Origin of the sequence: Roseovarius sp. SK2, from assembly GCF_028807495.1 — a bacterium.
Taxonomy (GTDB): Bacteria; Pseudomonadota; Alphaproteobacteria; order Rhodobacterales; family Rhodobacteraceae; genus Roseovarius; species Roseovarius confluentis.
Genome location: NZ_JARAMK010000001.1, coordinates 731,699 through 757,149, shown reverse-complemented (window position 1 = coordinate 757,149; position 25,451 = coordinate 731,699). Strand labels below are relative to the sequence as shown.

The following is a 25,451-nucleotide window of genomic DNA, read 5'->3' as shown; positions in this document are numbered from 1 at the left end:
TGCCGCTTGTGTTCGAAGGTTCCCAATACAGGTCATTGCCGATCTTCCGAAACATTCCCGTGGAACAAACCTTTCAAGATCAGGTCCCGCTCGTCGAGCTTACCTTTCAACACCGCAAGCTCGCGCTCTTGCGCGCCGATGATCCCCTCGAGTTCGGTCGTGCGGAGTTTTGCATCATGCGCCACTTGCTTCGCCTGTTCGAGACTCCGGGTAGTCTCATCGTTTTCGGAGTCCACTTTCGCGAGGGCAGTTTCACGTTCCTCGATTTCAGCATCCTTGCGTTTGAGTTCCTCGGCGTAGCTTTTGCGCGCGGCGGCCGCCGCTTCGTCCGCGACCCGATAGACCTGCGACCACACCGCCTCGAACAGGTCACGCACCGTGTCCGGAACTTCCGGTGCGGTCTCGGCCAGGCGCCGCTTTTCTTCGCGGCGCTCTCGCACGATGCGCAGAGCCGGGCAGACCTTCGAATAGGAACCGCCGATCTCGCCGCGCACAGCTTCTACAGTCGGATTGCGACCCTCCTTTTCAATGATACTTACGGTTTGATCAACGGTCTTGAGATACGCCTCGGTGATTTGGCGCTCGTCTGTTTTCTTCGGCATGTTCCTGGTTCTCCTGGTAAGATTTGGTAGCGGTATTACTTCCGCTACCGCCTGGTTCTGTTTCGATGCGAAGGACATTGGTCCGGTCCGCTGCTGACGAAACAATTTTCAAGAGGCTGTCGTGCGGCAGGGTATTTCGTCGGTGCAGATGAGCAGTAACTGGACTGATACGGCTTGCCGCAACGCTCCGGCTTCGGCTTGTGGGCCAGTTGTTGATCACGCGATCGCGTGTTCCACCGTCCTTGCCTGTTTGAGGTTTTCGATGCGAGAGGATGGTTCAGATTTGTCGATCGACTTCCGGCTTGGTCGTTTCTTCGCCTTGCCTGGCTGATCGGAAAGCTTCGACTCGCTCGTCGCCGTGGACAACGCCAGGACGTGCTCGAACGCCAAACGCGCCTCTTCGTTCTCGTTCGGGATGATGTTGTACTCCGAAAGCACGTCCGCAACGGCATTGGGCGCGTTTGCCCAATCAAGCGTCTTCAGATTCCGCCAGTTCGGTCGCGCAGGCATTTCTGCGCCCGCGATCGCGATTGCCTCGATCTGCGCCCCATCGCTGTCGCGCAGGATCCGTAGGGCGCCCAGCACACCAACGTCATCGAATACGACCTCGGTTCTGGCGAGCTGACCGGCAACGAGCTGGCAGTCCTCGATCACCGGGTGACGGTGAGGGGCGGAGTAACCGACAACGATCTTGTGATCCGCCCGATCAAGGAGTTCCTTGAGTTCCGACATGTTGGCTTCAGTGTAGTGCTTCCCGATCATCGTCGATGAGACGTGACCGATGATCATCTGTCGATCGGCGAGGGGAACACCGCCAGCCCAGAGCGCCGAGGAAAGGGTTTTGCGAAGTGCGTAGAGATCTTCGTTGTAACTCGCGATCCCAAGACGTTTGCGGATCGTCAACATGCGCTTTGACAGGATCTCCTGCGGTTTCGTCTTGCTCTCGCACATTTCCGGGAAAAGCAGGTCCGTTGGTTTTTCAAGAGCCACGATCCAGTCGATGAACCCGAGGTCGATGAGGACCTGTGGCACCGGCACGATGCGCTGGCTTTCGACGGTCTTCCCGTACTGTTCGTCGGACCAGCACAGCCGGAGGCACCAGACCTCGCGCTGGACCAGGTCGCACTTCTTGAGCTGCAGGACTTCCGAGGGGCGTGTGCCCATGGTCAACAAGATGAGCGGGATCCAGTAGAGCCCGTCGCGATAGATGTAGCGGCCAGACCGACTACGTGACGTCCGGCTCATGCATCCCCGATAGAGTGGCGATGTCAGCAATGTCTTGATCCGCTGCCCGGACCAGCGGAGCCGAATCTTCGGACGCGTTTTGCGAATGTAGAGCGGGTTCAGGTCCTTGCGTCTTTCGCTGTCCTTTTTCATGAGCTTGGTAAGTTTTGGGTACGTGGTGACACGAACTTCGCCCACGTAGCCACACTGCTCGCGCGCGCTGTCGAGAAGCTGGTGGATACGGTCGAGGTGGCGCTCGAGATTGGTGTGCGTCACGCGCGGCTCCAGCTGGTCGCTCAACTCGGCGCGTTTCTGTGCCGGCGAGATATCGTCGCGTGCCGCGTAGGACTCGTAGAGGCGGGCATCGGCCTGGTCGGCCGCGTCGATCTCCTCCTGTTTCGACAGAAGGGTTTTTTCGGAAGTGCTTTTCGTATAGCGGTTCTTGCCGTGCGCCCGACCGTGCATCGCCGGCAGGCGGCTGAGCCACACCAGAAATGAGTCGATGAGTGCTGGCAGCCGTTCGAGCCGGATATCGCCAGCGTAAGCGATCAGCAACTCGGCCGTAACCGTGAGCTTACGACCCATTTCCTCCGGCCGCGACCTGAGCGCGCCGGCCAGTGCATCGGATATCCGCACCGCGCTGGGGATCTTTCCGTTTTTGACCGTGATGTCGTGGCGGCTGAGCAGGTCAGCGGCGCCTTCGAGGGGATCCTTGCCATCCTCGAAGACCTCGATCTCGAGCTTCATAAGGCTGCGTCGTGTCGCGCAGACGGTTCGGGCGAAGGCGGGTGCCAGGGGAAAGCGAAGGATCAGGTTCAGCTGATTGGCAGCGTCTTTGACGGCGCAACGTGCTTCCGAAAAATCATGGGTCCGCATGGCCTGGCGCAGGCTCGCGCATCCGGCCTCAAGCGCATCAATGCGGGCTTCGATGTCGATGTCGGGATCAGCCGTATCCCGAACCATGCGCGAGATATCGAGGCGCACGATCTCGCGTAGGACTTGCGCCTGTTCGCGGTCGCTCAACTGCGTTGCGTCGATGATGTTCTTCATGCCTGTCTCCCGGTCCGTGGCGGTGGCGGGCAGGGGCTCCGACGCCGGATCGGGCAGGACATGGCTATGCACATTCCGGGACGGAAAAACCGAAGAAAGAAAAACTGAAAAAAATTCGGTGCTACGGTTGTCCGTTTCGATGGTCGGTGACGCTACGGAATGCAGGGCCGGGTTCACGCATGCTGCGGACCTCGGCGGATTCTTCGAGATGCGAAAAATCGATGGCTCGGGCGGGGGAGCGAGAGTGCACGGACAGGGCGTGCAAGGAGCGTTGATTTCGTTGGGTTTTTTCTGGTTCATGGCTGTGTCGCCAGTCCCCGGCTATCCGGTCTCTGGTCCGAAAACTCGGTTTACAGGGAATTTACAGGGAAATTTGGCGTTTGGAGGCTGCTTTTCGGGCTGATCAGCTTGTTTTGGCTCGGATGTATCTCGCATTTTCAATGGGTTGCAGCGCAATTCCCTGTTCCTGCAAAAACAGGGAATTTTGCCGCGCGTATCAGGGAAAAATCATGAGTGATCAGGGAAACATTTTTGAAGTAACACGGAACGCCGATCTCAATACAGAACCCTACCGGAACCGCGGCTCGCTGAGTTCGTGATGATAGGGGTCCGCTTCCTCGTCGACGTCGTCTCGCGCTTCATTGTCCGCCCAGAGCAAGGTCACGGCATGTCCGGAAGGCGACAGGCGCGTCTGTTCGAAAATCTCGATATCGTCGCGGCTGGTCCAGGCCATGGGCGGAGATTCCAAGAAAGCGGTGAAGCCAGACTTACTGTCCGCGTGCACGCGGAAGGCTTGCGTGGTCTGGGGAAGACGATCCCCTTGCTTGAGTTGGATGAAGGGAAAGTCGTTGCTCTTGTGCCAATACCGCACTCGGGCATCCTTCGACCAGATTGCGGCCAACGGTTCCGGTCTTCGCTCGACCAGCCTGCGGAGACAGGCTTCGAGGCTGACGTCCAGTGCGTCGCGCAGCTGCTGAGCATCGCGCAGGTCAGGGTCCTGCGAGAGATACTTGTCTACCGCTTTGACCGGCGCCAGCAGGCCGATCGCGAACTGGTTGGCCTGGGTCTCCTGTTTTTGGTGCCGGCGGCTTTCGCGCGTTTCCCTGAGATCCTGCGCGCGACACCGGAAACCGGTTTCGTATGACAGCACATGATGCTCCAAGAGAAAGTGCCCAAGTTCATGCGCGATCGTGAATCTTGCCCGGCGCAGCCCACAGCGGGTGTTGGCAAGGATCGCCCCGACGCTGCGTGCCTGATCCGTCAGCAGCATGCCTTCGAAGCCATCGAAGCTACCGGTCCGAACTTCGGAGATATCCAAGGCGATCGCGATGTCCTCCACGGGCACCGGTAAGACGGGATCGCCGATCTGCGTGTGGATGGCCCTCGCCAACCTGTCGGGCTGACGGATGTCACATAGATCAATCCTGTCGAGCTTCACACGTCAGCCCGCTTTCTGCGCCCGTGTTCTAAGGGACTTGATCATGTCCTCAACGACGGCCCGGTCTCCGTCGGACAAATCTTCAAACCCGCGATGCAGGCGTTCGATCTGCAAGGCGGCGGCATCGGGCTCGTCTGCATTGCCCACGAGCGTGTCGATCGACACCCCGAAATGCCGCGCGAGCTTCTTGACGAGTTCAAAGGAGGGATTGCTCGTGCGTCCCTTCTCGAGTTCCCAGACATGCGCTTTCGAGACGCCGACCGCATCTGCCACCTGTTGCAGGGACTGTCCGCTCTTCTGGCGCAGGCTGAACAGACGTTCTCCGATAGCCATTTCCACTCTCCCGTTTGATGTGTCGAACGGCACGATACACCCATGCTTTACGAAAGGCCAGTCGTTTGATATATCTTACGGTGGCGGTCGATTCTTGGGGTGGGCCTTCGAGCAGAAACAACAAAGGAGCCGGACATGGCCCGAGCAGATGTAGAGTTGATCGCGATCAGCGATCTCAAACCCTGGGCGCGCAATGCCCGGACGCATTCGAAAAAGCAGGTGCGCCAGATTGCGGAGAGTATCGAGACCTTCGGGTTCACGAACCCTGTCCTGATCGACGAGCGGCGGACGATCCTGGCAGGCCATGGCCGCGTCGAAGCGGCCAGGTTGCTGGGGCGGGATGAGGTGCCGTGCCTTCGTCTCGACGACATGAGTGAAGACGAGAAACGGGCCTACGTTCTGGCCGACAACAAGCTCGCATTGAATGCCGGCTGGGACGAGGACCTGCTCGCGGCCGAACTCGGTGCGCTGGTATCGGCGGATCTCGACTTCGACGTGTCCATCACAGGCTTTTCCATTCCGTAGATCGACGGCGTGCTGGCCAGCGTTGCGCCTGAAGACCCCGGCGATCCCGAGGATGATCTGTTGCCGGGCGACGTCACGGCCCGGGTGCGGGACGGGGACGTGTGGCAGCTGGGGCCGCATCGGCTGGTCTGCGGCGATGCACTCGAGGGCGCGGTCGTCGAGGAATTGATGGCCGGCGACATGGCGCGGATGGTGTTCAGCGATCCACCCTACAACGTGAAGATCGACGGTCATGTGGGCAATTCGGGCAAGATCCAGCACCGCGAGTTCGCCATGGCCTCTGGCGAGATGACGGTCTCGGAATTTACCGGGTTCCTGGAGCGCGCCTTCCAGAACATGGCGGATCACAGCGTCGACGGATCGATCCATTATCTTTGCATGGACTGGCGGCACATGTCGGAGATGCTGGCGGCGGGGCAGGGGGTCTATGACGAACTGAAAAACCTGATCGTCTGGGCCAAGGACAATGGCGGGATGGGGACCTTCTATCGGTCGCGCCACGAGTTGATCTTCGTGTTCAAGAAAGGCAAGGCCGCGCATATCAACACGTTCGAGCTCGGCCAACACGGACGGTACCGCACCAATGTCTGGGAATATCGCGGCGCCAACAGCCGGCACGCGGGGCGTATGGAAGAGCTTGCGCTTCACCCGACGGTCAAGCCAGTCCAGATGATTGCAGACGCAATCCGGGATGTCTCGGGCCGCGGAGAGATCGTGCTGGATCTCTTTGGCGGCTCGGGGTCGACCATGATCGCCGCCGAGAAGACCGGCCGTCGAGGGTATCTTTGCGAACTGGATCCGATCTATTGCGATCGCATCTTGGCCCGCTGGGAAGCCTACGCGAAGGACGAGGCTGTGCAGGTGGTCTGTGGCTGGCAGCCAGCGACCGTGACGCTGGAGGCGGCCGAATGACCGAAAAGAAGACCAAGCTGCCGGTCCGGAAATCTGACGCCGACTACGAGGTGGGGTATGCCAAGCCGCCGGCGAACACGCGGTTCAAGCCGGGCCAGTCCGGCAATCCGAAAGGCCGCCCCAAGGGCGCGAAGAACAAGCGGCCGAGGCTCAACGAGGAACGCCTGAAAGGGATTATCCTCGACGAGGCCTACCGCGATATTACTGTCCGAGACGGGGATCGCAATGTGACGATCCCGATGGCCAAAGCCGTTGTGCGATCTCTGGCGGTCAACGCCGCAAAGGGCCTGCATCGCTCGCAGCGGCTCTTTGCGGAGATGCTCAGTGCAACCGAGCGGCAGAACAAGGAACTGGCGGACGAGTGGTTCAGTACGGCGCTCGACTACAAGATCGAGTGGGAGCGGGAGCTGGATCGCCGCAGGCGCCTGGGCATCACGGATCTGCCGGAGCCTGTACCACATCCTGACCAGGTGAAAATTGATATGCACACGGCCGAGGCGCGCATAAAGGGACCTGCTACGAAGGAGGAAAAGGCGCAGCTTGAGCTCTGGCTTGAGCGGAAGACGATGTTCGAAGAAGAGCGAGACGAGTTGCTTGAGGATATCAAGGCCGAGGATGACGCCGACGTGCGGGCGCGAATGGAAGAAGACTTGCAGCAGGTCGACCGGGTGCTCGAGATCATCGAGAAGTTGGTCGAGAGGATTGGATACTGAAAGGTTAGGGCGCAGCTCGAAAATGTATCTTCGGAATGTTGTTTCCGGCCGGACAGGGTGGGAAGCGGAAGTTCCCTGTGCTATGCGTGGAGGACTGCTATGCGGCAACTTCAAACGACAAGCATTGCGGTTTGAGTTCTTAGATGAGGCACCTTGGCCTTGGTCATCCATGCTAGCTCTAATTGCCCTTGAGGCTGTGCAGCAGGTCCTGGCTGCCCTGATCCAGTTCGGTGACTGGAGGCAAATCCTTGTCCGCCCGCAGCGCGTTCAGGGCACCGAGCGTTTTGGCGCCCCAAGCGCCGTCTATTGGCCCCGAATCATAGCCCAACTCGGTCAGAAGCTGCTGCACCTCACGAACCCCCAGAGGCAGGTCAAAGTGTTCTCTTAGGAACAACAGCACGTCTTCCTGCACCACGAGGGAGTCCAGCAGCTCATGTTTGTAAGACACGGGCCCGGTTCTGTAGACTATGGAACGACTGCCGTTTTCCTTGTTGATGTAGGAACCACAATCGCGGGGTGGATCATACCAACCCAAAAACCACGGATCGTTGACGCCAAGCAAGGCCAAGACCGGCTCCGAAGCAGGCGCGTTTATTCCGGCATATTCGGACCAATGTGTATGACACAGCCATCCTTCGATGATCCGCGCCTTGACAGATCGTTCCTTGTTCATGGAAAAAAATGTAGCTGTGGTTAACCCGCCCTCGCTCAGACCAAGCAAAAGCATATTGTCGCCGTCGACGAACGGGAGCTCTTTTGCGCGATCAATCGCATGACCCGCGTCAATTCTTCGAAGCGTGGCAACCTGCCGATAAAAGCCACCCTTGTGCGTCCTTGGATCACAGGACTTGGCGTATTTCTTGCGCGCGAAACTCGCGGGTCCGATGGCGATAAACCCATTGTCGGCTAAAAACTTCATGCGCCGGCTGGACCCCGCCCACAGGCCTGCACAGCCGTGCAGATAAATGGCGGTCGGGAATTTCTGACCACTGTCGGTGTATGTCGCGATAAGCTCCTGCATGGTTACCCGACGAGACTTGCCGGGTCCGTCAGGCACCCAAACCACGGATCGGTTCCACGTCCGCATCTTCTCTTCAGGGTCAATCAAATCCGCCTGTAGCATGTCATTGGGGTCGGTGAAACTCCTGCGCGACTCGTTGTGCAGACCGCCCGGTTCCACCCACTGCGCGCTCGCCACATCGGCAGCAACAGAGAGCATAAGGCAGATGGCGACCCCCCAACCCTTGAGTGCAAACTTTGCAGTGAAGGCCAATTCATCTCTCCCAAGCTATCCGTTCGAAATCAGTATTTGGCGTCTAATTCTAAATCCCACTCATCCACGAGGCTTTCCCTTCGGAACGGGCAATCTCCTTTGATAGCACATGATTTGAATGTTTCATCGTTGCTCGGATCGATCAAGCCGCTTGTCGATCTCTGACCGTTGTTCGAGTGACTGAGATAGGAAATGAGTTTGCTTCGGCGTCGCCTGAAGAAAAGCGCTCCTGCCCAAGTGGTGACGAGTTCGACTTCGCCTAAAACCTCCGACATGCAATTTCTGCTAATCGGCAAGCTTTGACCAATGCTCTGATTGCCTCTTGTCTTCGCGTGCACCGCGGACGTTTCCGAGCCGTTCCCTCAAGAGAGCCCGGTTCCAGTAATACACGCTAAGCGAATTTGCGGTATTTTTGCTGGATGCGAGGGCAATGTCGACTTCTGACTTGCTTTCCAGGTCGTCGATCAGGTGGGTGTAGTCCCGCTCGGACTCTTGATACCTCTCCATGTCGATCGCAAGTCGAGCACGCTTCTCCCTTGCAGCCGTGAAGTCCGGGGCCATGTTTAGCGCGCGCGTGTAGTCCAGGTAAGCACCCTTCTCGAAGCCGATTTCCTGGTGGGCCACTCCTCGGAGGAAGAAGGCGCCGACTGATCCAGTCTCGCGGGAAATGAGTGCGCTGAAATCACTGATCGCACCTCTGGGGTCATCAAGGGCGCGTAACCTGATCTGCCCCCGAACGTAACGCGGTTCAGAGCTGTCCGGATCCAGAGAGAGTCCGAAGTTCGCGAGATCCAAGGCTTTTTCGTGTCGTCCATTGGCGTCTAACTGGAGCGCAACGCTGCCAAGAAGCTCTGCTGCTCGCGCGGTCTCCTCCTCGAAGAAATCCGAAGTCGGATTCTTCATGGCCAAGCCGGCGAGATCTATAGCGGCGGAGAAGTCCGGTGCTGCGGCATCCTTCCCTGCAACCAGACCAAGACCATAGACGCAGGCGGAGGTGCTCTCCATGGCGCAAGCCTGACGATAGTAGGCAAGAGCTGTCTCGTAGTTAGCCCCTTTCTCGAAGGCATAGGCGACAATCAGACAGCCAACACGTACGTCTTTGGAGAGAAGTAAATTGTTACCGACCTCTTCGCTAGCGTCAATGACATCGATGGAAGTGACGATCTCGTCCATCCGCTCAAGCGGACAAGCTTCTTCAGCAATGTTTCGAATTGCACCGTAATCCTGTTTCTTGTCCAGTCGCAAAGCTTCGTCTCCGGCTTCCAAAATCGGCAAGATGACCTCGAATGCCATCACGACGGCCTCGTCCCGCTTTAGTTCCGCGCCAAGGACAGCGAGCTCGTCAACCAAGTTTCGCCTTTTGTCCTCGGCAGCAGTCAACGCAGCCTTGGAGCGTTCTCTCTCAGCCTCGATTTGGGCGAGATCCTTCTCAACATCTGAAATATCACCTTCCGTAGTCGCGATGTCCTGTTCGGATTGGAGGAGTTGCTGCGTTAGCTCATGGTATCGGCGGACACTGTCGAGGAATGCCCCCACGAAGTCTTCCAATTCGTCTGGTAGTGGCGGCATATTCGCCTTGGCATTGTCGACGAAGGCGCAAGCCTCACTGTCGCCGCGTATGCAAATTGCTTCGATTGCTGCGACCGCAGAATGGAAAGAAAGATTTTCAGCCTGAGCGAGGTTGAAGAATCGCCTGCATGCTTCGTCAAGCGCAATGCAGGCTTGCCAGTAGTGCAGCGCAGCTCCCCTCGGGTCGCCTGCCTCCTCCTTCTCAGCGCCCCTCGCCATATCAGCGAGCGCCGCCTCGTCCGCACCTGCTTCGGTGGACACGATTGTCAAAGATACAAATATAATCCAAACGAGCAAGCGCATTCTTCGCTCCAAAAATTAATGTAGCCTTTGAAAAGTATCATAGTTTGACGGTTCCCGGAACTGTTCAGAGGTACGTGTTGCAGGGATGTGCTTGCGATCGGGTTCACGCGGCGTAATTCCCGGCCCTTAATAAGGGTTCGACTGCGCCGCCCATGCCCTGATCAGAAGGCAGACCGCCAAGAAGTCCCAGAGGGTCACGGCTCGGCTCCAGGCAGGATCTGAAAAACACGTCTAACGACCGCTCAGGCGACACCAACGAGCATTCGGGTATTCTACGATCACTCTTCCCATGCCCCGCCCCGGCTCGAAACCATCGCGATCAGGAATTCGGGCGGTGTACTCGATGGATTGCGTTATGCTTGGGGCTGTCGGCGCGTTCACACCGCGCCCGCCGTCATCGAGAATTGACGCCCGGTCGAACCGATGGATGCGACCGCCGCCATTGCGAAACCAAACATCGACCCGAGGCGACCCGCAGTCCCGCAGTTTTACGAAATACCACTGCATAGAGACCGTAAAGCCCGGCGAACCGTCAGAAATGGAGTGACCGCGCGGCGTGAACCGCAGAACGCGTTCAGAGTTTCCGCGCCGCCCTTCCTCTAACTCGGAAACACGCTTGACCAGTTCCGTCGGGTTTGCCGCTACCGCGGTCAGATCTGACACTATGTTCGACATCTGGCGCTGCGTCTCGCTCTGGTCTTGCTGGATAAGCCGGATTTGATGAGCTAGGTCCTAGATTTTCGACTAGCTTGCAGCACGTCCAGTTTAGTTAGTCATTCCCTCTGTACACTTGAGGATTTCGTAGATGGCAGTGTATGCGCCAGCGATGTTTAACTTGACTACATAGGGTCGGTTCGGAAAGGCCGTTACAGTGTCGCTCATCTGTAAAGCTCTGCGAAGTTTCTTTTTGTCGGAAAGCACGTAGCCACCATGCCAGCCGCTGCCAAGGTTCCCAACGGGTCCAGACGCTACACCAGTGAAGGGCTCATTGCCGACCCTAATAGTAACACTGTTCGACGCCCACTCGGCGCCATCCTCTTTTACGAACGCACCAACATAGCCCATCGACTCATCAGCAGTCATGCCAATTTGCACCACGCCGCTTTCATCGGACTTGGTTCCGAGGCAATGACCACGGGTATTATTCCGGAGAATATCCCACCGATTAAATGAGCGAAATTTTTCAATGTCGTCGGTGGTCAGGGGCAATACTTGCTGGGCGCTTTGAGCAAAGGCAGGCAACGTAAGCGCAGTCAGCAAGGAGGTAATAGCAAGGCTTGCGAATAGTGGTGTGAAAAGTTTCATAAAAATCTCCTCCGAATTAACTAAGTGTATTATCTATGATCGTAGGCTTGACGAGCCTGAAGAAAAAGGCTCCACACAGCATGTGCACTCATCCTTAGCTTAGAGATACTAAAGTATCTGTGATCAGTCTACACGCAAAGTTTGAAGCGTGCATAGAACCGGTGGAGTGCCCCCACTGAAGTGTTCCACCAACGGGGCTGACGTGTCGGCCGAGATCTTCCCTTATACCGCGGGCTCCACTTCCATCCAAGCTGATGTATTCAATCGTGACTGGAAGGCCATCTTCAACATCGATCACAGAGATGTTCAGTGGGCAGAAACCGGTGAATGGTTCACCGAAGAAAGCTGGAAACGTATTCGGCAATCCTGTCCAAGAGATGGGGAGTAGCTCACCTAGATTGCAAAACAATTCATAATAGATCTCAATCCAGATCGTTCAACCCAAGCACAGCGGGCGTCGATAATGTTCTTGGTTAAAAAGCGCCACATAGTAAAAATAGTTTACCGCATGTTGAATGAAAGAAATCTAAAGAGACTTGTGAATATAGCTTAAAGTTTTGAAATTAAAGAAAATATACAGTTAATTGGAGTGCCCCCAGTGAAGTGGTCCACCAACCGGGATAGGATTATCCCGCAATTTGGAGGACCAGAGAATGGCTGGGAAACGAGAAAAGCCAGAAGACATCGTATCGAAACTTCGACAGATCGAAGTGCTGCAAGGGCAAGGCATGACGGTCGCGGACGCGTCACGCCAGATCGGCATTACGGAGCAGACGTTCTATCGGTGGCGCAAGCAATATGGCGGAATGAGCCGCGGACAGCTGAAGCGGCTGAAGGAGCTTGAGAAAGAGAACCAGCGCCTGAGGCGCGCGGTCTCGGACCTGACTCTGGACAAGCTGATCCTCACCGAGGCCGCAAAGGGAAACTTCTGAGCCCTTCACGTCGCCGCAGATGCATCGACCACGTGCGACAGGCGCTCGGCATATCGGAACGCCGCGCCTGCCGCACCCTGGGGCAGCACCGCTCCACGCAGCGCAAGGTGCCCCGTGGCCGACCGGACGAAGAGCGCCTGACCGAGGACATCATCGAATTGGCCAGGCGATACGGTCGCTACGGCTATCGCCCCGTGACCGCTCTGCTCAACCAGTCGGGCTGGCACGTGAACCACAAGCGGGTCGAGCGCATCTGGAAACGTGAAGGGCTGAAGGTTCCACCGAAGCAAAAGAAGCAAGGCCGGCTCTGGCTGAACGATGGGTCATGTATCCGGCTTCGACCGGAGCGTCCGAACCATGTCTGGTCCTATGACTTCATGCAGGACCGGACCGCTGACGGCCGCGCCTATCGCATTCTCAACATCATAGACGAGTTCACCCGGGAGGTGCTGATGATCCGCATAGACCGAAAGCTCAACTCGACCGATGTGATCGATGCCTTGACGGACCTGTTCATCCTCCACGGCCCGCCGGACTACATCAGTGCGGCGGAGCCGGCGGAATGGACACCATATTGCCGGGCCGCTTCACAGGCTTGACTTATTACGTCAGAATGGGCCGCGAGCCCAAGGTAATTCTGTGACGCGAAGTTGACGCCTTCATATCTCCGTCCCACGCAGTCGTGGACTTCCAGGCGTGGTGCAATGGCGCCATGAGTCGATTTGGCATAGGACTCGATCTCACTCTCAGCGCGTGCATCCACCCATTGAGCAACGGGCGACCACCGGTCCAGAAGAGACCTTACTGTTGGGTCGAAATAATCCGTTAGGATCCCCGTATAGATATCGTGATTGTTGACAACGTTCATTTCGCCCCCCTTCCAGCTCTATGCGCTCCGCTCTCTGAAAGCGCCTATCGAACAGCCAGATCAGGTTCGGTGAATCTACCGAAGCCTTTCATCCCTCAATTGAGGGATGAATCGACGTTGGGGCGCTTTCATCATTCAAAGTGTGGCCGGCGCGGCTTGCGTGACCAATATGCCCCAGCTTGAATCCAAGCGGTTTGCTGGTTTTCGCGCGACGTCGTTGGTTTTTAAAAAGAGGACAGAAAATGATCGGGAAATTTTTTGCAATCACCGCTCTGGGCGTATCGATGTTGGCTCTGCCCGCGTCTGCCAGCGACTTCGAAAGAGTGGAAACCAAGGCGGAGTTCGACCGGGTTATCGTAGGCCGGAAAGCTGTTGCTTCCTGGGGATGGGTTATATCCCAACCGAACGGGACGGTCGTCGGCCAAGTCGACGGCGAAAAGGCAGCTGGCTCCTGGGAATGGAAGAACGGATTCTGGTGCCGAACGATCAGCTTCGGATCAAAGGATATGCCGCATGATTGCCAAGCAGTCTTCCACAAGGGAAGCACGGCCATCTTTATTCGGGACAAAGGGCAAGGTGACCAAGTAGTCCTCACTCTCCAATAAAGGAAACAAGCAGCAAGGAGCCGGTTTGATCGATAACCGCGGTGTCAATTGGCACGCAGCTTGATTGGCGAACGTAATAGCAGAAGCATCACACAGGGGTATTGCGTTGGAGGACATGCAATCGAACGAGCAAAGGGTTTGCCCTTTGTAGACGCAGACAACATGCTTCTTATTGGCCTGAGCGAGGGCGGTATTGCTACCGCAACATTTACCTCTCTGCAAAAAGACTTATCCGTTAACGCGCGCGTTAGGTGGAAAACGCAGCGAAGGTCGGCTCTCCGGCATGCCGCCGAAGTTTGACTGCTTTCCGTCCATCTCCTCAAGGACGTCGCCATGCAAACTCGTTCGGTTCTATGCACCAGAACCTGATTAACTGTCTTCCGTTGTGCGGACATCTCTCGATTGTGCTATCGTGGTCGTCAGGAGGGTCTCATGGTTGAGCGTCATCATGTCGAGGAGATCGCGCAGGTTCTGGACGGTCATGCGTCGGGTCGGGACGGGTACGTAGATGCCTCCTGGCGTCGGTGCGTCGAGCTTTACGGTATGGACCCGACGCGCAGCGACCCGGCCCATATCGTAACGGACACAGAGTTTCGCATACACCGCGATCAGGCCGATTGGATGATCGGCGCGGCGCGCTCCAGCCTGCAAAGCCTGTTTAGGCAGGTCACAGGACAGAACTACGTTCTGTTGTTGACGGATGCAAAAGGCGTATGTGTCGATTTTTTCGGCGACGATCTGTTTGTCGACGAGCTGCGCAACGCAGGTCTTTACCTCGGCTCGAACTGGTCCGAAGATCTTGCCGGCACCTGTGGCGTCGGGGCTTGCATCTTCACGGGCGAGCCGGTGACAGTGCATCAGGACGATCACTTTGGAAACGCACACACGGGGCTGTCATGTACGGCAGCGCCGATCTACGACAGCCTCGGGCAACTCGCGGCAGTGCTGGATATCTCCCTGCTGCGCTCTCCGGCCCCGAAAAGCAGCCAGAACCTTGCCATGTCCCTGGTTACGGCGGCCGCCAGGCGCGTCGAAATGGCGAATCTCATGGCGGCCAGCCGTCGCGAGTGGGTGCTGAGGTTTTCCTCCAGCCCCGAATTCCTCGACGTGGACCCGGAAGCGGCCATATCACTCGATGGGTCAGGTCGGGTGATCGGGGCCACGCGCGCCGCAACACGGATGCTGTCGCGTGGCAAGAGCCTTATCGGTGAACGGATCGACAGTCTTCTTGGATTGAACGTCGATGACCTGCCTGACCTGATGCGGGATCGTCCCACCGAAGAAAGAGTCGTGGCTTTGCGAGACGGAGGTGCCGTGTTCGGCCATGCTATAGCCCCCCAGACCCCGCGCAGGGCTTACATGGGGGCGGAGGCCTCGGAAAAACGTGCCCTAAGCGGGTTCCATGCCACCCTGGCTGGAAGCGACCCGACCTTGATCCGGCTCTTGACGCAGGCGGATCGCCTCGCGCCGACGCATGTGCCGTTGCTCATCTGCGGCGAAAGCGGCAGCGGCAAGACCAAGCTGGCCCGCGCCATTCACATGGCATCTCGACGCGGTCGTTTCGTTGCCATTGATTGTGCCGGAACGCACCCCGAAGAGATGCGTGACGCGCTTGCCGGACAGTCGGGGCCGGGCACGTTGCTGCTGCGCCGAATTGAGGATTTGCAGCCGGACACCGCAAGGGCTCTGGCGGGCCTTTTGGATGCGCATTCGGATTTGCGCCCGATTTCGACCACCGCATTCTCGCCGTCTGACCTGATGACGCAGGAGATCATGCCATCTGCTCTTTATTTCCGCCTGTCCGGCTCCGCGCTGGAATTGCCGCCTCTGCGCGAAAGGCAGGACCTTGGCTGGTTGATTGACCGCCTGCTTGGGCGGCGCCGCGGCGGGGAAATGCGCCTGACGCCTTCGGCGCGGGCCGAACTGACTGCGCGCACCTGGCCAGGCAACCTGCGCGAACTTGGCAATGTACTGGATGTGGCCTGCGCAATGGCGGAAACCAACGTGATCGATCTGCCCGATCTACCTCCGGCCCCGCAGTCTCGCGCTCACGAGCAGGATCTGGAGGCGGTTCTGGACGCCTGTAACTGGAACATGGCCCGTGCCGCACGTCGATTGGGGGTGAACCGGTCGACGGTTCTGCGCCGCATCCGCAAAGAAGGGTTGCGCGCGCCCGACTGAGATGTTGCGTCTTGTTGCGTGTGCAACATGCTGGAGCGCGGCAATCACATATAGGACGACATTGATCGGATTTCCGTGGAATGGCCGCAGGGCCATTCGCCACTCTTTGCTCATCACATTGCTGATGAGGAGGAACCGCAATGCTCGATTCGACAGTCACCTTACAGGTGCAAGAGGTGCTCGACAGCCTGAACGCTGCCTTGGAGGAAGGCGACGTGCAGGCAGCAAGCGCTCTTTTTGCCACCGACAGTTACTGGCGCGACCTGGTCGCCGTGACCTGGAACCTCAAGACGGTAGAAGGGCCGTCTGGCGTGCAGGACATGCTGACGGCGCAATTGAAACACACCAAGCCGCACTCGTTCGCTATCCAGGAAAACGAAGCTCCCGGCGAGGATGGCGGTGTCGTCACCGCATGGATCACTTTTGAAACCGCCGTTGGCCGCGGTTGGGGGCTGATGCGCCTGAAGGATGGCCGGATCTGGACGCTGCTGACCGCGCTGCAGGAATTGAAGGGCTTTGAGGAAAACAGCGGCAAGCGCCGCCCGATGGGCGCAGAACACGGCGCCGCCAAGAACCGCAAGTCGTGGAAGGAACATCGCGAAGCCGAGGCCGCCGAGCTTGGATATTCCGAGCAGCCATATACCGTGATTGTCGGTGGTGGGCAGGGCGGCATCGCCCTTGGCGCACGCCTGCGCCAACTCGGCGTACCGGCCATCGTTCTCGACAAGCACGACCGGCCCGGCGACCAGTGGCGGTCACGCTACAAGTCGCTCTGCCTGCATGACCCGGTCTGGTACGATCACCTGCCTTACATCAAGTTCCCCGAAAACTGGCCGGTCTTCACGCCCAAGGACAAGGTGGGCGACTGGCTGGAGATGTACACCAAGGTCATGGAGCTGAACTATTGGACCCGCTCCGAGGTGCAGAAGGCCAGCTATGACGAGGCCGCCGGCACCTGGACCGTCACCGTCAACCGCGACGGCGAAGAAATCACCTTGCATCCAACCCAGCTGGTGCTGGCCACGGGCATGTCCGGCAAGCCCAACATGCCGGACTTTCCCGGCATGGACAGCTTCACGGGCACGATCCAGCATAGCTCGCAGCACGAAGGCCCGGATGCCTGGAGTGGCAAGAAAGTCGTCGTCGTCGGGTCGAACAACTCGGCGCACGACATCTGTGCCGCGCTCTGGGAAGCAGATGCCGATGTCACGATGGTCCAGCGCTCGTCTACTCATATCGTGCGCTCTGATACGTTGATGGATATCGGCCTCGGCGCGCTCTACTCCGAGGAGGCGGTGGCCAACGGCGTGACGACCGAGAAGGCCGACATGATCTTTGCCTCCCTGCCATATCGGATCATGCATGAATTCCAGATCCCGCTCTATGACCAGATGCGCGAGCGGGATGCCGAGTTCTATGCCGGGCTCGAGAAAGCCGGATTTGATCTCGATTGGGGCGATGACGGGTCCGGCCTGTTCATGAAATACCTGCGCCGCGGCTCGGGATACTACATCGATGTGGGCGCCAGCCAGTTGATCATTGATGGCGACGTAAAGCTGGTGAAAGGCCAGGTGGAACGCTTTGACGCGACCGGTGTCGTGCTGTCGGATGGCACGCATCTGGACGCCGACCTGGTGGTCATGGCGACAGGATATGGCTCGATGAACGGCTGGGCCGCGGACCTGATCAGCCAGGACGTTGCAGACAAGGTTGGCAAGGTTTGGGGGCTCGGCTCCGACACCACCAAGGACCCCGGCCCGTGGGAAGGCGAGCAGCGCAACATGTGGAAGCCGACCCAGCAGGAAAACCTTTGGTTCCATGGCGGCAATCTGCACCAGTCTCGCCATTATTCCTTGTACCTTGCGTTGCAACTGAAGGCGCGGATGGAAGGCATCGCCACCCCTGTCTACGGCCTGCAAGAGGTGCATCACCTGTCGTGATGCCGAGAACGGGCAGCGCCCGAGGATGCGCGCCCAGGCGCCCGGGATCTACCTCCCGCCGGGCGCCCCCCCCTGACTGACATTGGAGAAAAGAAATGAAAGCAGCGCGTTGGCATGGCGTGAAGGATATTCGCGTCGAAAACACCCCCGAACCAAAACCGGGGAAGGGCGAAGTGAAGGTAAAGGTCGCATGGACCGGGATCTGCGGTAGCGACCTGCACGAGTATCTCGCCGGGCCAATATTCGTGCCCGTGGATGAAGACCACCCCCTGAGCCACGACAAGGCGCCGATCACCATGGGGCACGAATATTGTGGTACCGTGGCGGAGCTGGGCGACGGCGTCACCGACCTTGCGGTGGGCGACCGCGTCGCCATCGAGCCGATCTTTGCCTGCGGGGAGTGCGCCGCTTGCCTGGAAGGCAAGTACAACCTGTGTGACAGCCTCGGTTTTGTCGGTCTGTCCGGCGGGCACGGTGGTTTTGCCACCTACAGCGTTGTCCCCGCCCGCATGGTGCACAAGATGCCTCAGGGGCTTTCCATGGAACAAGGTGCGCTCGTCGAGCCTGCTGCCGTCGCCCTGCACGCCGTGCGCCTTTCAAAGATCAAGGCGGGCGATAAGGCCGCGGTCTTCGGAGCGGGTCCCATCGGACTTCTGGTTGTGGAGTCGCTGCGCGTTGCAGGCGCGTCGGAGATTCACGTCGTGGAGCCCTCCGAGGTGCGGCGGCAAAAGGCGCTGGATCTCGGCGCGACGTCGGCGATCGATCCAACCGCGATGGACGCTGTCGCGGAGGTTCGAGAGGCTACGGGTGGGGTTCACGTTGCCTTCGAGGTAACCGGCGTGCCTCAGGTTCTGCCGCAATGCATCGACGCGACCCGCCACGAGGGACAGGTTCTTGTCGTGTCGATCTGGGAACAGGAGGCGTCCTTCCAGCCCAACACTGTCGTGCTCAAGGAGAGACAGTTGAAGGGCACCATCGCCTATCGCAATGTCTACCCGGCGGTCATGGCGCTTATGACGCAAGGGTACTTCAGCGCCGGTCAACTGGTAACCAAGCGGATCCCTTTGGACGAGATCGTCGCAGAAGGCTTCGAAGCGCTTGCGGCGGAAAAGTCTCATGTGAAAATCCTGGTCGAAGCACCCGACTGACGTCCCGCTGCATCGGAAATCCGGCCGCCCCGACAACAGGCCGCGGCCGGAGCCCCCTATAGGCGCAGCATGAAGGATCCAAGCGCTTCTGGGGTACACCCTTACGAAATGCGAGGAAACCCGGATTTCCACACTCGACCCGTACCGTAGGCGAAAGTACGAGTTCATGCGCCGTCCTGCGAGACCGCGCCCTTTCGCCTAAGGTACACTGCCGCGCAGTGTTGCCTGCCGTCACCAAAACAGCGGAGGTCAGCGTTTCACTATTCCCGCGTGAGTGGCATAAACGGCCCATACCTGCCATTCATCGGACCAGGCTACGCTGCAATGCTGCTTCACCGAACCGGTCATTCGCTGCAACCGCAAGATCTATGCGATCCTCAAGGTCGGCTCTGCGGACATAGCTGCCTTCCGATAATGAGCTATGCCCGTTAAGAAACCATCATGCAGGTGGCACTCCATCAGACAGAACAGATACAGTCGGCTTTGCTGATCTTGCGCCGCCGTCTCGGCGACGCGCTGCTTGGTGTGTATCTGCATGGATCGGCTGTTACCGGCGGTCTCCGGCCGCAGAGCGACATTGATCTGATGGCAGTGGTTCAGTCCGAGCTGACCGAAAGCCAGCGCGACGGCCTGCTGCTGGACTTGCTGCGCCTTTCGGGACGCCATCCTGCCGTGCCGGGAGGCCCGCGCTGCCTGGAGGTGATCGTGTTTTGCCACGGCGACCTCACCCCGCATGACTACCCGGCGCGAGCGGAGTTCGTTTATGGAGAGTGGCTGAGGGAGGCTTTCGAGGCCGGTGAAACGCCGGTGCCTGAACGCGATCCCGAGTATTCTCTGGTTCTCGCACAGGCCCATCAGGAGGCCATTTCGTTGTTCGGACCGCCGAGGAGCGAACTTCTGACGGACGTTTCGACAGAACATGTCAACCAAGCCATGCGCGATGCACTTCCGGACTTGTTGGATGGATTGCGCGGGGACGAGCGGAATGTCCTGCTGACGCTTGCGCGGATGTGGCACACGGCCAGCACGGGGAGGTTCATCACGAAGGATGCTGCCGCCGAATGGGCGATTCCGCGATTGTCTGGCTCAGATGCTATGGCACTCGATCATGCGCGACGGGCTTATCTCGGCGAGGTCACGGACGATTGGAGCAGCGAAGGCGATGCAGCCCGAGAGTTGGCGGGGCGCATGAGCGAGAACGTCACCAACGCAATGTAGCGAGGATGGGCGTCCTTCCCGGTTACGTGCGGCGGGGTCGCCGCAAATGTCGTGGAAGGGCTCCTTCCAGACCTTCTCTGCAGGCGCAACTTTCGGTGATATGCTCTGGTGCCAACGTCGGGTTGGCGTTGAGGCAGGGAGTGGCGGATCGGAGTAACCGCCATGACAATTGCGAACTTACCTGCCATTCGAGCCGGCAGACCCGCTTGGAACAAAGGCCGTGTTATCGGCCAGAAGCGACCCTTGCTGCCCAAGCACGTCTGGGCAATTCGCGTTCGTCTTGAGATCGCCGAGAAACACCGGGACTTGGCTCTTTTCAACCTCGCCATCGACAGCAAACTGCGAGGGTGTGATCTGGTAAAGCTCAAGGTGGCCGATGTCTACGCCTCCGGCCAAGTGAAGGAGCGCGCTTCGGTTGTCCAAAGCAAGACGCAGAGATCGGTGCGTTTCGAGATCACTGAGGGCACACGCAAGTCGCTCTCGCGATGGATGGATGAACCGCTAATGGTTGGCTCAGAATTTCTCTGGCCCGGCCGGTTTCATGAGCGCCTCCACATATCGACGCGGCAATACGCCCGCCTTGTGCGGGACTGGGTGAGTTCCATTGGGTTGGATGCCACGTCTTACGGCACGCACTCGATGCGCCGGACCAAGGTTGCACAAATATACAAGAAGACCGGGAACCTGCGTGCCGTGCAGCTCCTGCTCGGTCACACCAAGATGGACAGCACCGTCCGCTATCTCGGGGTTGAGCTTGAAGATGCGCTCGCAATCGCGGAAGCAGTGGAGATCTGAACGATACGGGCCGGTCGGTCACGGCCGGCCCAGTCCTGCCGTTCGCTTGACTGAGAATATGCTGCATTGCGGCGCGTCAAAGCAGCCATCGAAGAATTCTCTCGACAAGGGGATATCAGCATCGCTTCGGTTAAACCTTGATGGTTCAAATATTGCACCGGTGATAATCAACGTCAGCATGAGCGATCAAAATTCCACTATCATCATCTTCGACACTGACTGCGTCCTTTGCAGCAAATGGATCAGGTTCATTCTTCGGCATGAAGCTGCAGAGAATATTCAGTTCGCCTCTTCACGAAAGCCGATAGGTAAAAAGCTTGCCGAAGAGTTCGGAGTAGCTCCAGACGCGTTGGACCTCACTTACGTGGTCATCGACCGTGGAAAGGCTCATATCAAGTCAAACGCATCGCTGGTCATTCTCGGGCAACTCCGCCGCCCTTGGTCTTGGCTGCGTTTCCTTGGCTTGTTTCCTCGCAGCATGCGGGACCGCATGTACGACGTGGTGGCCAGAAACCGCCTGCAATGGTTCGGTGAGGCCCCGGATTGCTTCCTGCCATCGCCGGCACAACGGCAGCGTTTCTTAGATTAGCCGCCACTCCATCGGCAGCCCTCCGACCGGTCGAAGCGAGAATTGTGCCTGTGGACGCGGCAGCGCACTCAATTGTAGCGGCGACATGTGCTGCAGGATCGTTGCCGCAACAAGGCAGCTTTCCATCAAACCAAAATTCTGCCCGATGCAGACACGCGGCCCGGCCCCGAACGGAAGGTAGGAAAACTGAGGCCAGACCGGCTCTCGCAGGAACCTTGCAGGATCGAACTTTGTCGGGTTCTCGAAGAATCGAGGGTCGCGTTGGGTCGTGAAAGGGACGATCTGTGCCAGGTCGCCCTTGGCCAGTTTTATTCCCAGCAGGTCTACCGGTTCAGCGGCTTCGCGCAGAAACAGCGTGTAGGCCGGTGGATACAGTCTGAGCGTTTCGTTGATCGTCGCGCGTAATACCGGGAGCTTCGCGATCGCATCGGGCGTCGGGGCCTTGTCCCCGAGAACGCGGCGAAGTTCATCCTGGATGTCGGTAAGGCTGTCGGGATAGACGGCCAAACAGGCAAACAACCAACTCAGCAGAGCGCCCGACGTTTCGTGACCGGCGATGAGAAGGCTCATGACATCATTTCGGATGTCGGCGAATTTCCCATCGTGGTGTTCGATCAGCGAGGCAAGCAGATCAGTGGACGCTTCCGTGCGCTGCAGCCCCGCTCGCACCAGGCCGGACACCAAGTCGTCCATCACGCCCATCGCCCAGCGTTTCCGGCGCTTGCGCTCGATTGGCAGCCAATCCGGCAACGTGACGGGTGACGTGGATTCGGAAAAGGCGGTGTCGGATAGTGTCTGGATCGCGCGCTCGATCTCGAACCCGTTTGGTTGCGGTGGAGCGCCGAACAAGGTTCGCGTGGCGATATCGAGTGTCAGCTTCGCCATGACAGCGTCGGTGTCGAAGCGGATCGTATCCGACTTTGCGGTCTGACGAAGCTCTCGGCACTGGCGTTCAGTTTCCCGGACGGCTTCGTGACCATAGGCCGGCAGCCGCCGCGTCTGAAACGCGGGCAGAACCTTGCGGCGGCGCATCCGCCAGCTTTCGCCTTCTTCGACAAGCAGGCTGTTTCCATTCCATTGCCGGACCACGTTCGTCAGCTTGCGAAACCGAATGAAGGACTGCGCGTGCCGCGCCAGCAGGGCCTCGATATGGTCGGGGTGAAAGAAAAGATGTGATCTGTAAGGGCCGAGACGGAGCATTACGTGATCGCCGTGGGCAGACTTCATCCGCTCGTAGAACCCAAGCTGATCCATCCTGATGGCGTAGAGGCTGTCAACACCCAACAGCCACGGGCTTGGGTTAGAAGCCACCAACCGGGCCTCGGTCATGCGCGCACCTTGGCAGGGCCAAAAACCTGCGCGCCGGCATATTTCGCCGCCAGCGCCACGAGCAAGGCAGCATGTGCTGCAATCGCCCAGGCGAAATTGACATGTGTCAGCGCGAACAGGCGCGCTTCGAGGCCCGTGAAAGAACGCGGTTCCTCGGCGGGCTGATACCGTGGCGTACCGTCACGGATCTCGACCTTCAGACCCGTGGCCTGGCGCAGCAGTGGCCACAGGTCCGCGTCACGTATCGTCAGCTTTGCGGGTGCGCGCACCCACGGCGTCCAGCGAGGCACCCATTCCGGCACGTTTTGTTTGTACTCCGGCCAGCCGTCGGGAAAGCGCTTCAGCAGGTCATTGCGATTATGCCAGCGGACCATGCCTTGCACAAAGACCCAGGCCATGCCCGCGGCCGCAACGATCCAGACGTTTTGCAGGTAAATGCCGAGGATGATCCAGATCAGCGCCGCCGAAAGCTGCATCGGATTGGAGACGTAGGCATAGATCCCGGAACGCACAAGGCGCTTCGTGGGATCCAGCGGGATGGGGGTCCCTCCGCCCTGCAGGCAAAGCATCTGGTTCGCGGAAAGCCCTATCACCGACGCCAGACCTATGAAACTTGCCGCAAGGATGCTGCCCCAGATCGGACGTTGAAACAGCGCCCATTCGCCACCCATTGCCTGCATGATCAACGCAGGCAGAACCGTGAGGATCATGCCGCCCGTCATTATGGCGAGCAACGCGCATCGCATTGGTAGGCGGCGGTCTTCGGCTGTCCACTTGGCAAGGTATATGGCCGGAACATGGGCTGTCAGGAAAACCAAGACCACGCCCGCGAACCAGAACGGCCCGGCATAGACCAAGGGCTTGAGTGAGCTGAAGATCGTGGCGTGTAAACCAATGACGATTGGCAAGCAGATCATCAGCGGGCCAACTTTAGGAAACGTGAAATACAGCCCGGGCCCAAATAGGATCGCTCCGCCGATGATGATATCGACGGGGAGGCCATCCAACATCAACGCATCCCAGCCGTAGTGCCACCACCCAAAGTGCACAGCCATAGAATGGGTGATGAAGATCATTGGCACTCCGTAGAGCAAAGCAAAAAGGCCGCCGATCTTCGCGCGCGTGGTGGTTTTGCGGACAAACGCCGTTAAAACGACCAGACAGATCGGTCCGATCAATAAGAGCCAGCGAAGTGCCAGCATGAGAGGTTCCGGAAGGTCAAGCTCTATCACGCGATGACCCTCGTCTTGATCCACACTCGGAATGGCGCAGGCGAACGGGTTTCGAACAATTCGATCACCAGAAAGGCCACCGGGAACCCCAAGGCCAGGTAAAGTGCGAACCCCGGCAGGGCGATGATCAGAAGCAACTGGATCATCGTGCCGACCTGCATCAATACCCCCTCCGCAGACGTCATGCTCTTTCTTGTAGCCAGAAAGAGAAACGCCAACGCGGGTATCAGGACTGTGAGTGGAAAGGCCAGAAACGCCGTTTTCTCCGCGCTCAATGACATGATCGCGTCAATCGCGCGCTGTCCGACGGCCAAAAACGTGCAAAACGAAAGAACCCAAATTACCCAAGAACGTGGACTGAACTGCATCTCAAATATTGCCTGGCAACCAACTCGTGATGAACCGTATGGAAGCCAAGGCATTTTGGAAAGCCATCTCGCTGTTCAGATGAACCTTTAAATAAGCTCGATTTAACGGAGCTTCTCAAACGCGCACCTGAAAAGTGCCAGGCCGTCTCCAAGTCAGTCGGCATCCGACAGGCGTATCCGGCCCAGACCGGTCACTCGTCAGGCTCCATGACGCCGTGCCGCGGCTTCGCGAGACCGGTCATTCGTGCATCTTGCAGCATTTTCGGAGGGTGAAGGTCGGCAAAGCGGGGCGGAGCTGCCGGTCGAAAATGGGCGACTACACTTCATGCGTCAAATGGCAATGCAGATTGCTCGGCCAACACGATGATGATACCCGGAGACCTCAAGCTTTTGTTGAATATGTGAAATTGTATCCGCCGAAATGTCACTGTTGAATACCATAATCGAGAAAGCCAGCCTTCCGAAGGTGGTGTTCGTTGTGTGCGGTCTGTGCCTGCCTTTAAAACCAGCTTATGCTTGTATGCGTCTTAACGAGCCGCTGGATATTTCGATATGTGTCGCGGGCACGTCATGGGAGCTGCGTGAAGACAAGGCGGATAGCGCCCTCTTCTACAACACAGAAGATGGTTTTGCCGGGAGCCTCAGGTTTTTTGACGGGGGCACAGATAACGGGGTGGAAAGCGAGCACGCCGCACGCCTAATGGCCCAGTCAGATAGTAAAGAATCCCAAGACTTCGCTCTTTTGAAGTCGGGGAAGGTTTCAAGCGGCAATTATGTTTACGCAGCACGCGGGTCGGTGAATGGTCGATCCAATATCTATGTGAATACGATCTCTGTGGGCCCAACGAAAACGCTGCGCATCACCACTTGGCGCATTGGCGACACGATGTCCGATAAAGATCGCGAGATGCATATTGCGTTCGGGAATCTGCTAAAAACCGGGTTGTGAGAACGGCAGAGACGGTCCTTATGTGAGCCGAACGAAACCGGCAACGAGGT

Annotated in this window: 21 protein-coding genes and 1 pseudogene; 12 read left to right on the top strand and 10 right to left on the bottom strand. The window is 58.3% G+C overall.

Features of this window, described 5'->3' with window-relative positions:
* Nucleotides 1-32: 32 nt before the first annotated feature.
* The 4 genes from PVV74_RS03810 to PVV74_RS03795 form a co-directional block, all read right to left on the bottom strand.
* Nucleotides 33-602, bottom strand: coding sequence for a DNA-binding protein (locus PVV74_RS03810; RefSeq protein WP_274592284.1), 570 nt, complete (start codon nt 600-602; stop codon nt 33-35).
* Between the two features lie 216 nt (nt 603-818).
* Nucleotides 819-2,876: a tyrosine-type recombinase/integrase gene (locus PVV74_RS03805; protein ID WP_170067112.1), complete on the bottom strand. Its 2,058-nt coding sequence runs from the start codon at nt 2,874-2,876 to the stop codon at nt 819-821.
* A 568-nt stretch (nt 2,877-3,444) separates the two neighbouring features.
* Nucleotides 3,445-4,314 (bottom strand): ImmA/IrrE family metallo-endopeptidase, encoded by an 870-nt coding sequence (locus PVV74_RS03800; protein WP_274592283.1) that lies wholly within the window; start codon nt 4,312-4,314, stop codon nt 3,445-3,447.
* 3 nt (nt 4,315-4,317) lie between these two features.
* Nucleotides 4,318-4,647: a helix-turn-helix domain-containing protein gene (locus tag PVV74_RS03795; protein ID WP_274592282.1), complete on the bottom strand. Its 330-nt coding sequence runs from the start codon at nt 4,645-4,647 to the stop codon at nt 4,318-4,320.
* Nucleotides 4,648-4,782: 135 nt separating this feature from the next.
* Here PVV74_RS03795 and PVV74_RS03790 point away from each other — a divergent pair, with 135 nt between their 5' ends.
* Genes PVV74_RS03790 through PVV74_RS03780 form a run of 3 tightly spaced genes read left to right on the top strand, consistent with a single transcriptional unit; the run spans nt 4,783 to nt 6,797 of the window.
* Nucleotides 4,783-5,172, top strand: coding sequence for a ParB/Srx family N-terminal domain-containing protein (locus PVV74_RS03790; protein ID WP_274592281.1), 390 nt, complete (start codon nt 4,783-4,785; stop codon nt 5,170-5,172).
* A 9-nt stretch (nt 5,173-5,181) separates the two neighbouring features.
* A complete protein-coding gene (locus PVV74_RS03785) occupies nt 5,182-6,084 on the top strand; it encodes a DNA-methyltransferase (protein ID WP_274592280.1) in 903 nt (300 codons plus the stop codon).
* Nucleotides 6,081-6,797: a DUF5681 domain-containing protein gene (locus PVV74_RS03780; protein WP_274592279.1), complete on the top strand. Its 717-nt coding sequence runs from the start codon at nt 6,081-6,083 to the stop codon at nt 6,795-6,797. Before PVV74_RS03785 ends, PVV74_RS03780 begins: the two co-directional genes overlap by 4 nt.
* Nucleotides 6,798-6,975: 178 nt before the next feature.
* On the opposite strand, the gene PVV74_RS03775 is transcribed toward PVV74_RS03780, so the two are convergent.
* The 3 genes from PVV74_RS03775 to PVV74_RS03765 all read right to left on the bottom strand — a co-directional run bounded on the left by PVV74_RS03775 (nt 6,976) and on the right by PVV74_RS03765 (nt 11,247).
* The gene (locus PVV74_RS03775; RefSeq protein ID WP_274592278.1) at nt 6,976-8,070 is read right to left on the bottom strand and encodes a peptidoglycan-binding domain-containing protein; all 1,095 of its coding nucleotides are present in this window, start codon (nt 8,068-8,070) and stop codon (nt 6,976-6,978) included.
* Between the two features lie 285 nt (nt 8,071-8,355).
* On the bottom strand, nt 8,356-9,942 hold the full coding sequence (locus PVV74_RS03770) for a tetratricopeptide repeat protein (protein ID WP_274592277.1): 1,587 nt from the start codon (nt 9,940-9,942) through the stop codon (nt 8,356-8,358).
* Between the two features lie 765 nt (nt 9,943-10,707).
* Nucleotides 10,708-11,247 carry a hypothetical protein gene (locus PVV74_RS03765; protein WP_274592276.1) on the bottom strand — a complete coding sequence of 180 codons (540 nt, stop codon included), beginning with the start codon at nt 11,245-11,247 and terminating at the stop codon, nt 10,708-10,710.
* Between the two features lie 653 nt (nt 11,248-11,900).
* On the opposite strand from PVV74_RS03765, the pseudogene PVV74_RS03760 reads away from it, so the two are divergent.
* From PVV74_RS03760 to PVV74_RS03725, 8 genes and pseudogenes are all read left to right on the top strand, one after another.
* Nucleotides 11,901-12,745: pseudogene (locus PVV74_RS03760) on the top strand (IS3 family transposase); the annotation flags it as partial.
* A 544-nt stretch (nt 12,746-13,289) separates the two neighbouring features.
* Nucleotides 13,290-13,652 carry a hypothetical protein gene (locus PVV74_RS03755; RefSeq protein WP_274592275.1) on the top strand — a complete coding sequence of 121 codons (363 nt, stop codon included), beginning with the start codon at nt 13,290-13,292 and terminating at the stop codon, nt 13,650-13,652.
* Nucleotides 13,653-14,084: 432 nt separating this feature from the next.
* Nucleotides 14,085-15,833 carry a sigma-54-dependent Fis family transcriptional regulator gene (locus tag PVV74_RS03750; RefSeq protein ID WP_274592274.1) on the top strand — a complete coding sequence of 583 codons (1,749 nt, stop codon included), beginning with the start codon at nt 14,085-14,087 and terminating at the stop codon, nt 15,831-15,833.
* A 140-nt stretch (nt 15,834-15,973) separates the two neighbouring features.
* The gene (locus PVV74_RS03745) at nt 15,974-17,773 is read left to right on the top strand and encodes an NAD(P)/FAD-dependent oxidoreductase (protein ID WP_274592273.1); all 1,800 of its coding nucleotides are present in this window, start codon (nt 15,974-15,976) and stop codon (nt 17,771-17,773) included.
* Nucleotides 17,774-17,868: 95 nt separating this feature from the next.
* Nucleotides 17,869-18,921 carry a 2,3-butanediol dehydrogenase gene (locus PVV74_RS03740; RefSeq protein ID WP_274592272.1) on the top strand — a complete coding sequence of 351 codons (1,053 nt, stop codon included), beginning with the start codon at nt 17,869-17,871 and terminating at the stop codon, nt 18,919-18,921.
* Between the two features lie 441 nt (nt 18,922-19,362).
* Nucleotides 19,363-20,139, top strand: a complete 777-nt coding sequence (locus PVV74_RS03735; RefSeq protein ID WP_274592271.1) for an aminoglycoside adenylyltransferase family protein — start codon at nt 19,363-19,365, stop codon at nt 20,137-20,139.
* Between the two features lie 162 nt (nt 20,140-20,301).
* Nucleotides 20,302-20,934, top strand: coding sequence for a tyrosine-type recombinase/integrase (locus PVV74_RS03730; RefSeq protein ID WP_274592270.1), 633 nt, complete (start codon nt 20,302-20,304; stop codon nt 20,932-20,934).
* 46 nt (nt 20,935-20,980) lie between these two features.
* Nucleotides 20,981-21,523 carry a thiol-disulfide oxidoreductase DCC family protein gene (locus PVV74_RS03725; protein ID WP_274592269.1) on the top strand — a complete coding sequence of 181 codons (543 nt, stop codon included), beginning with the start codon at nt 20,981-20,983 and terminating at the stop codon, nt 21,521-21,523.
* On the opposite strand, the gene PVV74_RS03720 is transcribed toward PVV74_RS03725, so the two are convergent.
* The 3 genes from PVV74_RS03720 to PVV74_RS03710 are packed head-to-tail and all read right to left on the bottom strand — an operon-like array spanning nt 21,515 to nt 24,269.
* Nucleotides 21,515-22,852, bottom strand: coding sequence for a cytochrome P450 (locus PVV74_RS03720; protein WP_274592268.1), 1,338 nt, complete (start codon nt 22,850-22,852; stop codon nt 21,515-21,517). The two genes, PVV74_RS03725 and PVV74_RS03720, sit on opposite strands and share 9 nt — an antisense overlap.
* Nucleotides 22,849-24,054 (bottom strand): methyltransferase family protein, encoded by a 1,206-nt coding sequence (locus tag PVV74_RS03715; protein WP_274592267.1) that lies wholly within the window; start codon nt 24,052-24,054, stop codon nt 22,849-22,851. Before PVV74_RS03715 ends, PVV74_RS03720 begins: the two co-directional genes overlap by 4 nt.
* Nucleotides 24,055-24,080: 26 nt before the next feature.
* A complete protein-coding gene (locus PVV74_RS03710; protein WP_274592266.1) occupies nt 24,081-24,269 on the bottom strand; it encodes a hypothetical protein in 189 nt (62 codons plus the stop codon).
* Between the two features lie 604 nt (nt 24,270-24,873).
* On the opposite strand from PVV74_RS03710, the gene PVV74_RS03705 reads away from it, so the two are divergent.
* Nucleotides 24,874-25,401: a hypothetical protein gene (locus PVV74_RS03705; protein ID WP_274592265.1), complete on the top strand. Its 528-nt coding sequence runs from the start codon at nt 24,874-24,876 to the stop codon at nt 25,399-25,401.
* Nucleotides 25,402-25,451 lie beyond the last annotated feature (50 nt).

Coding starts and splice junctions, on each gene's coding strand:
- PVV74_RS03710 (WP_274592266.1), bottom strand. CDS start 24,269: ATGACGTCTGCGGAGGGGGTATTGATGCAGGTCGGCACGATGATCCAG.
- PVV74_RS03715 (WP_274592267.1), bottom strand. CDS start 24,054: ATGCTGGCACTTCGCTGGCTCTTATTGATCGGACCGATCTGTCTGGTC.
- PVV74_RS03810 (WP_274592284.1), bottom strand. CDS start 602: ATGCCGAAGAAAACAGACGAGCGCCAAATCACCGAGGCGTATCTCAAG.
- PVV74_RS03765 (WP_274592276.1), bottom strand. CDS start 11,247: ATGAAACTTTTCACACCACTATTCGCAAGCCTTGCTATTACCTCCTTG.
- PVV74_RS03770 (WP_274592277.1), bottom strand. CDS start 9,942: ATGCGCTTGCTCGTTTGGATTATATTTGTATCTTTGACAATCGTGTCC.
- PVV74_RS03705 (WP_274592265.1), top strand. CDS start 24,874: ATGTCACTGTTGAATACCATAATCGAGAAAGCCAGCCTTCCGAAGGTG.
- PVV74_RS03730 (WP_274592270.1), top strand. CDS start 20,302: ATGACAATTGCGAACTTACCTGCCATTCGAGCCGGCAGACCCGCTTGG.
- PVV74_RS03805 (WP_170067112.1), bottom strand. CDS start 2,876: ATGAAGAACATCATCGACGCAACGCAGTTGAGCGACCGCGAACAGGCG.
- PVV74_RS03755 (WP_274592275.1), top strand. CDS start 13,290: ATGATCGGGAAATTTTTTGCAATCACCGCTCTGGGCGTATCGATGTTG.
- PVV74_RS03780 (WP_274592279.1), top strand. CDS start 6,081: ATGACCGAAAAGAAGACCAAGCTGCCGGTCCGGAAATCTGACGCCGAC.
- PVV74_RS03745 (WP_274592273.1), top strand. CDS start 15,974: ATGCTCGATTCGACAGTCACCTTACAGGTGCAAGAGGTGCTCGACAGC.
- PVV74_RS03720 (WP_274592268.1), bottom strand. CDS start 22,852: ATGACCGAGGCCCGGTTGGTGGCTTCTAACCCAAGCCCGTGGCTGTTG.
- PVV74_RS03740 (WP_274592272.1), top strand. CDS start 17,869: ATGAAAGCAGCGCGTTGGCATGGCGTGAAGGATATTCGCGTCGAAAAC.
- PVV74_RS03790 (WP_274592281.1), top strand. CDS start 4,783: ATGGCCCGAGCAGATGTAGAGTTGATCGCGATCAGCGATCTCAAACCC.
- PVV74_RS03735 (WP_274592271.1), top strand. CDS start 19,363: ATGCAGGTGGCACTCCATCAGACAGAACAGATACAGTCGGCTTTGCTG.
- PVV74_RS03750 (WP_274592274.1), top strand. CDS start 14,085: ATGGTTGAGCGTCATCATGTCGAGGAGATCGCGCAGGTTCTGGACGGT.
- PVV74_RS03795 (WP_274592282.1), bottom strand. CDS start 4,647: ATGGCTATCGGAGAACGTCTGTTCAGCCTGCGCCAGAAGAGCGGACAG.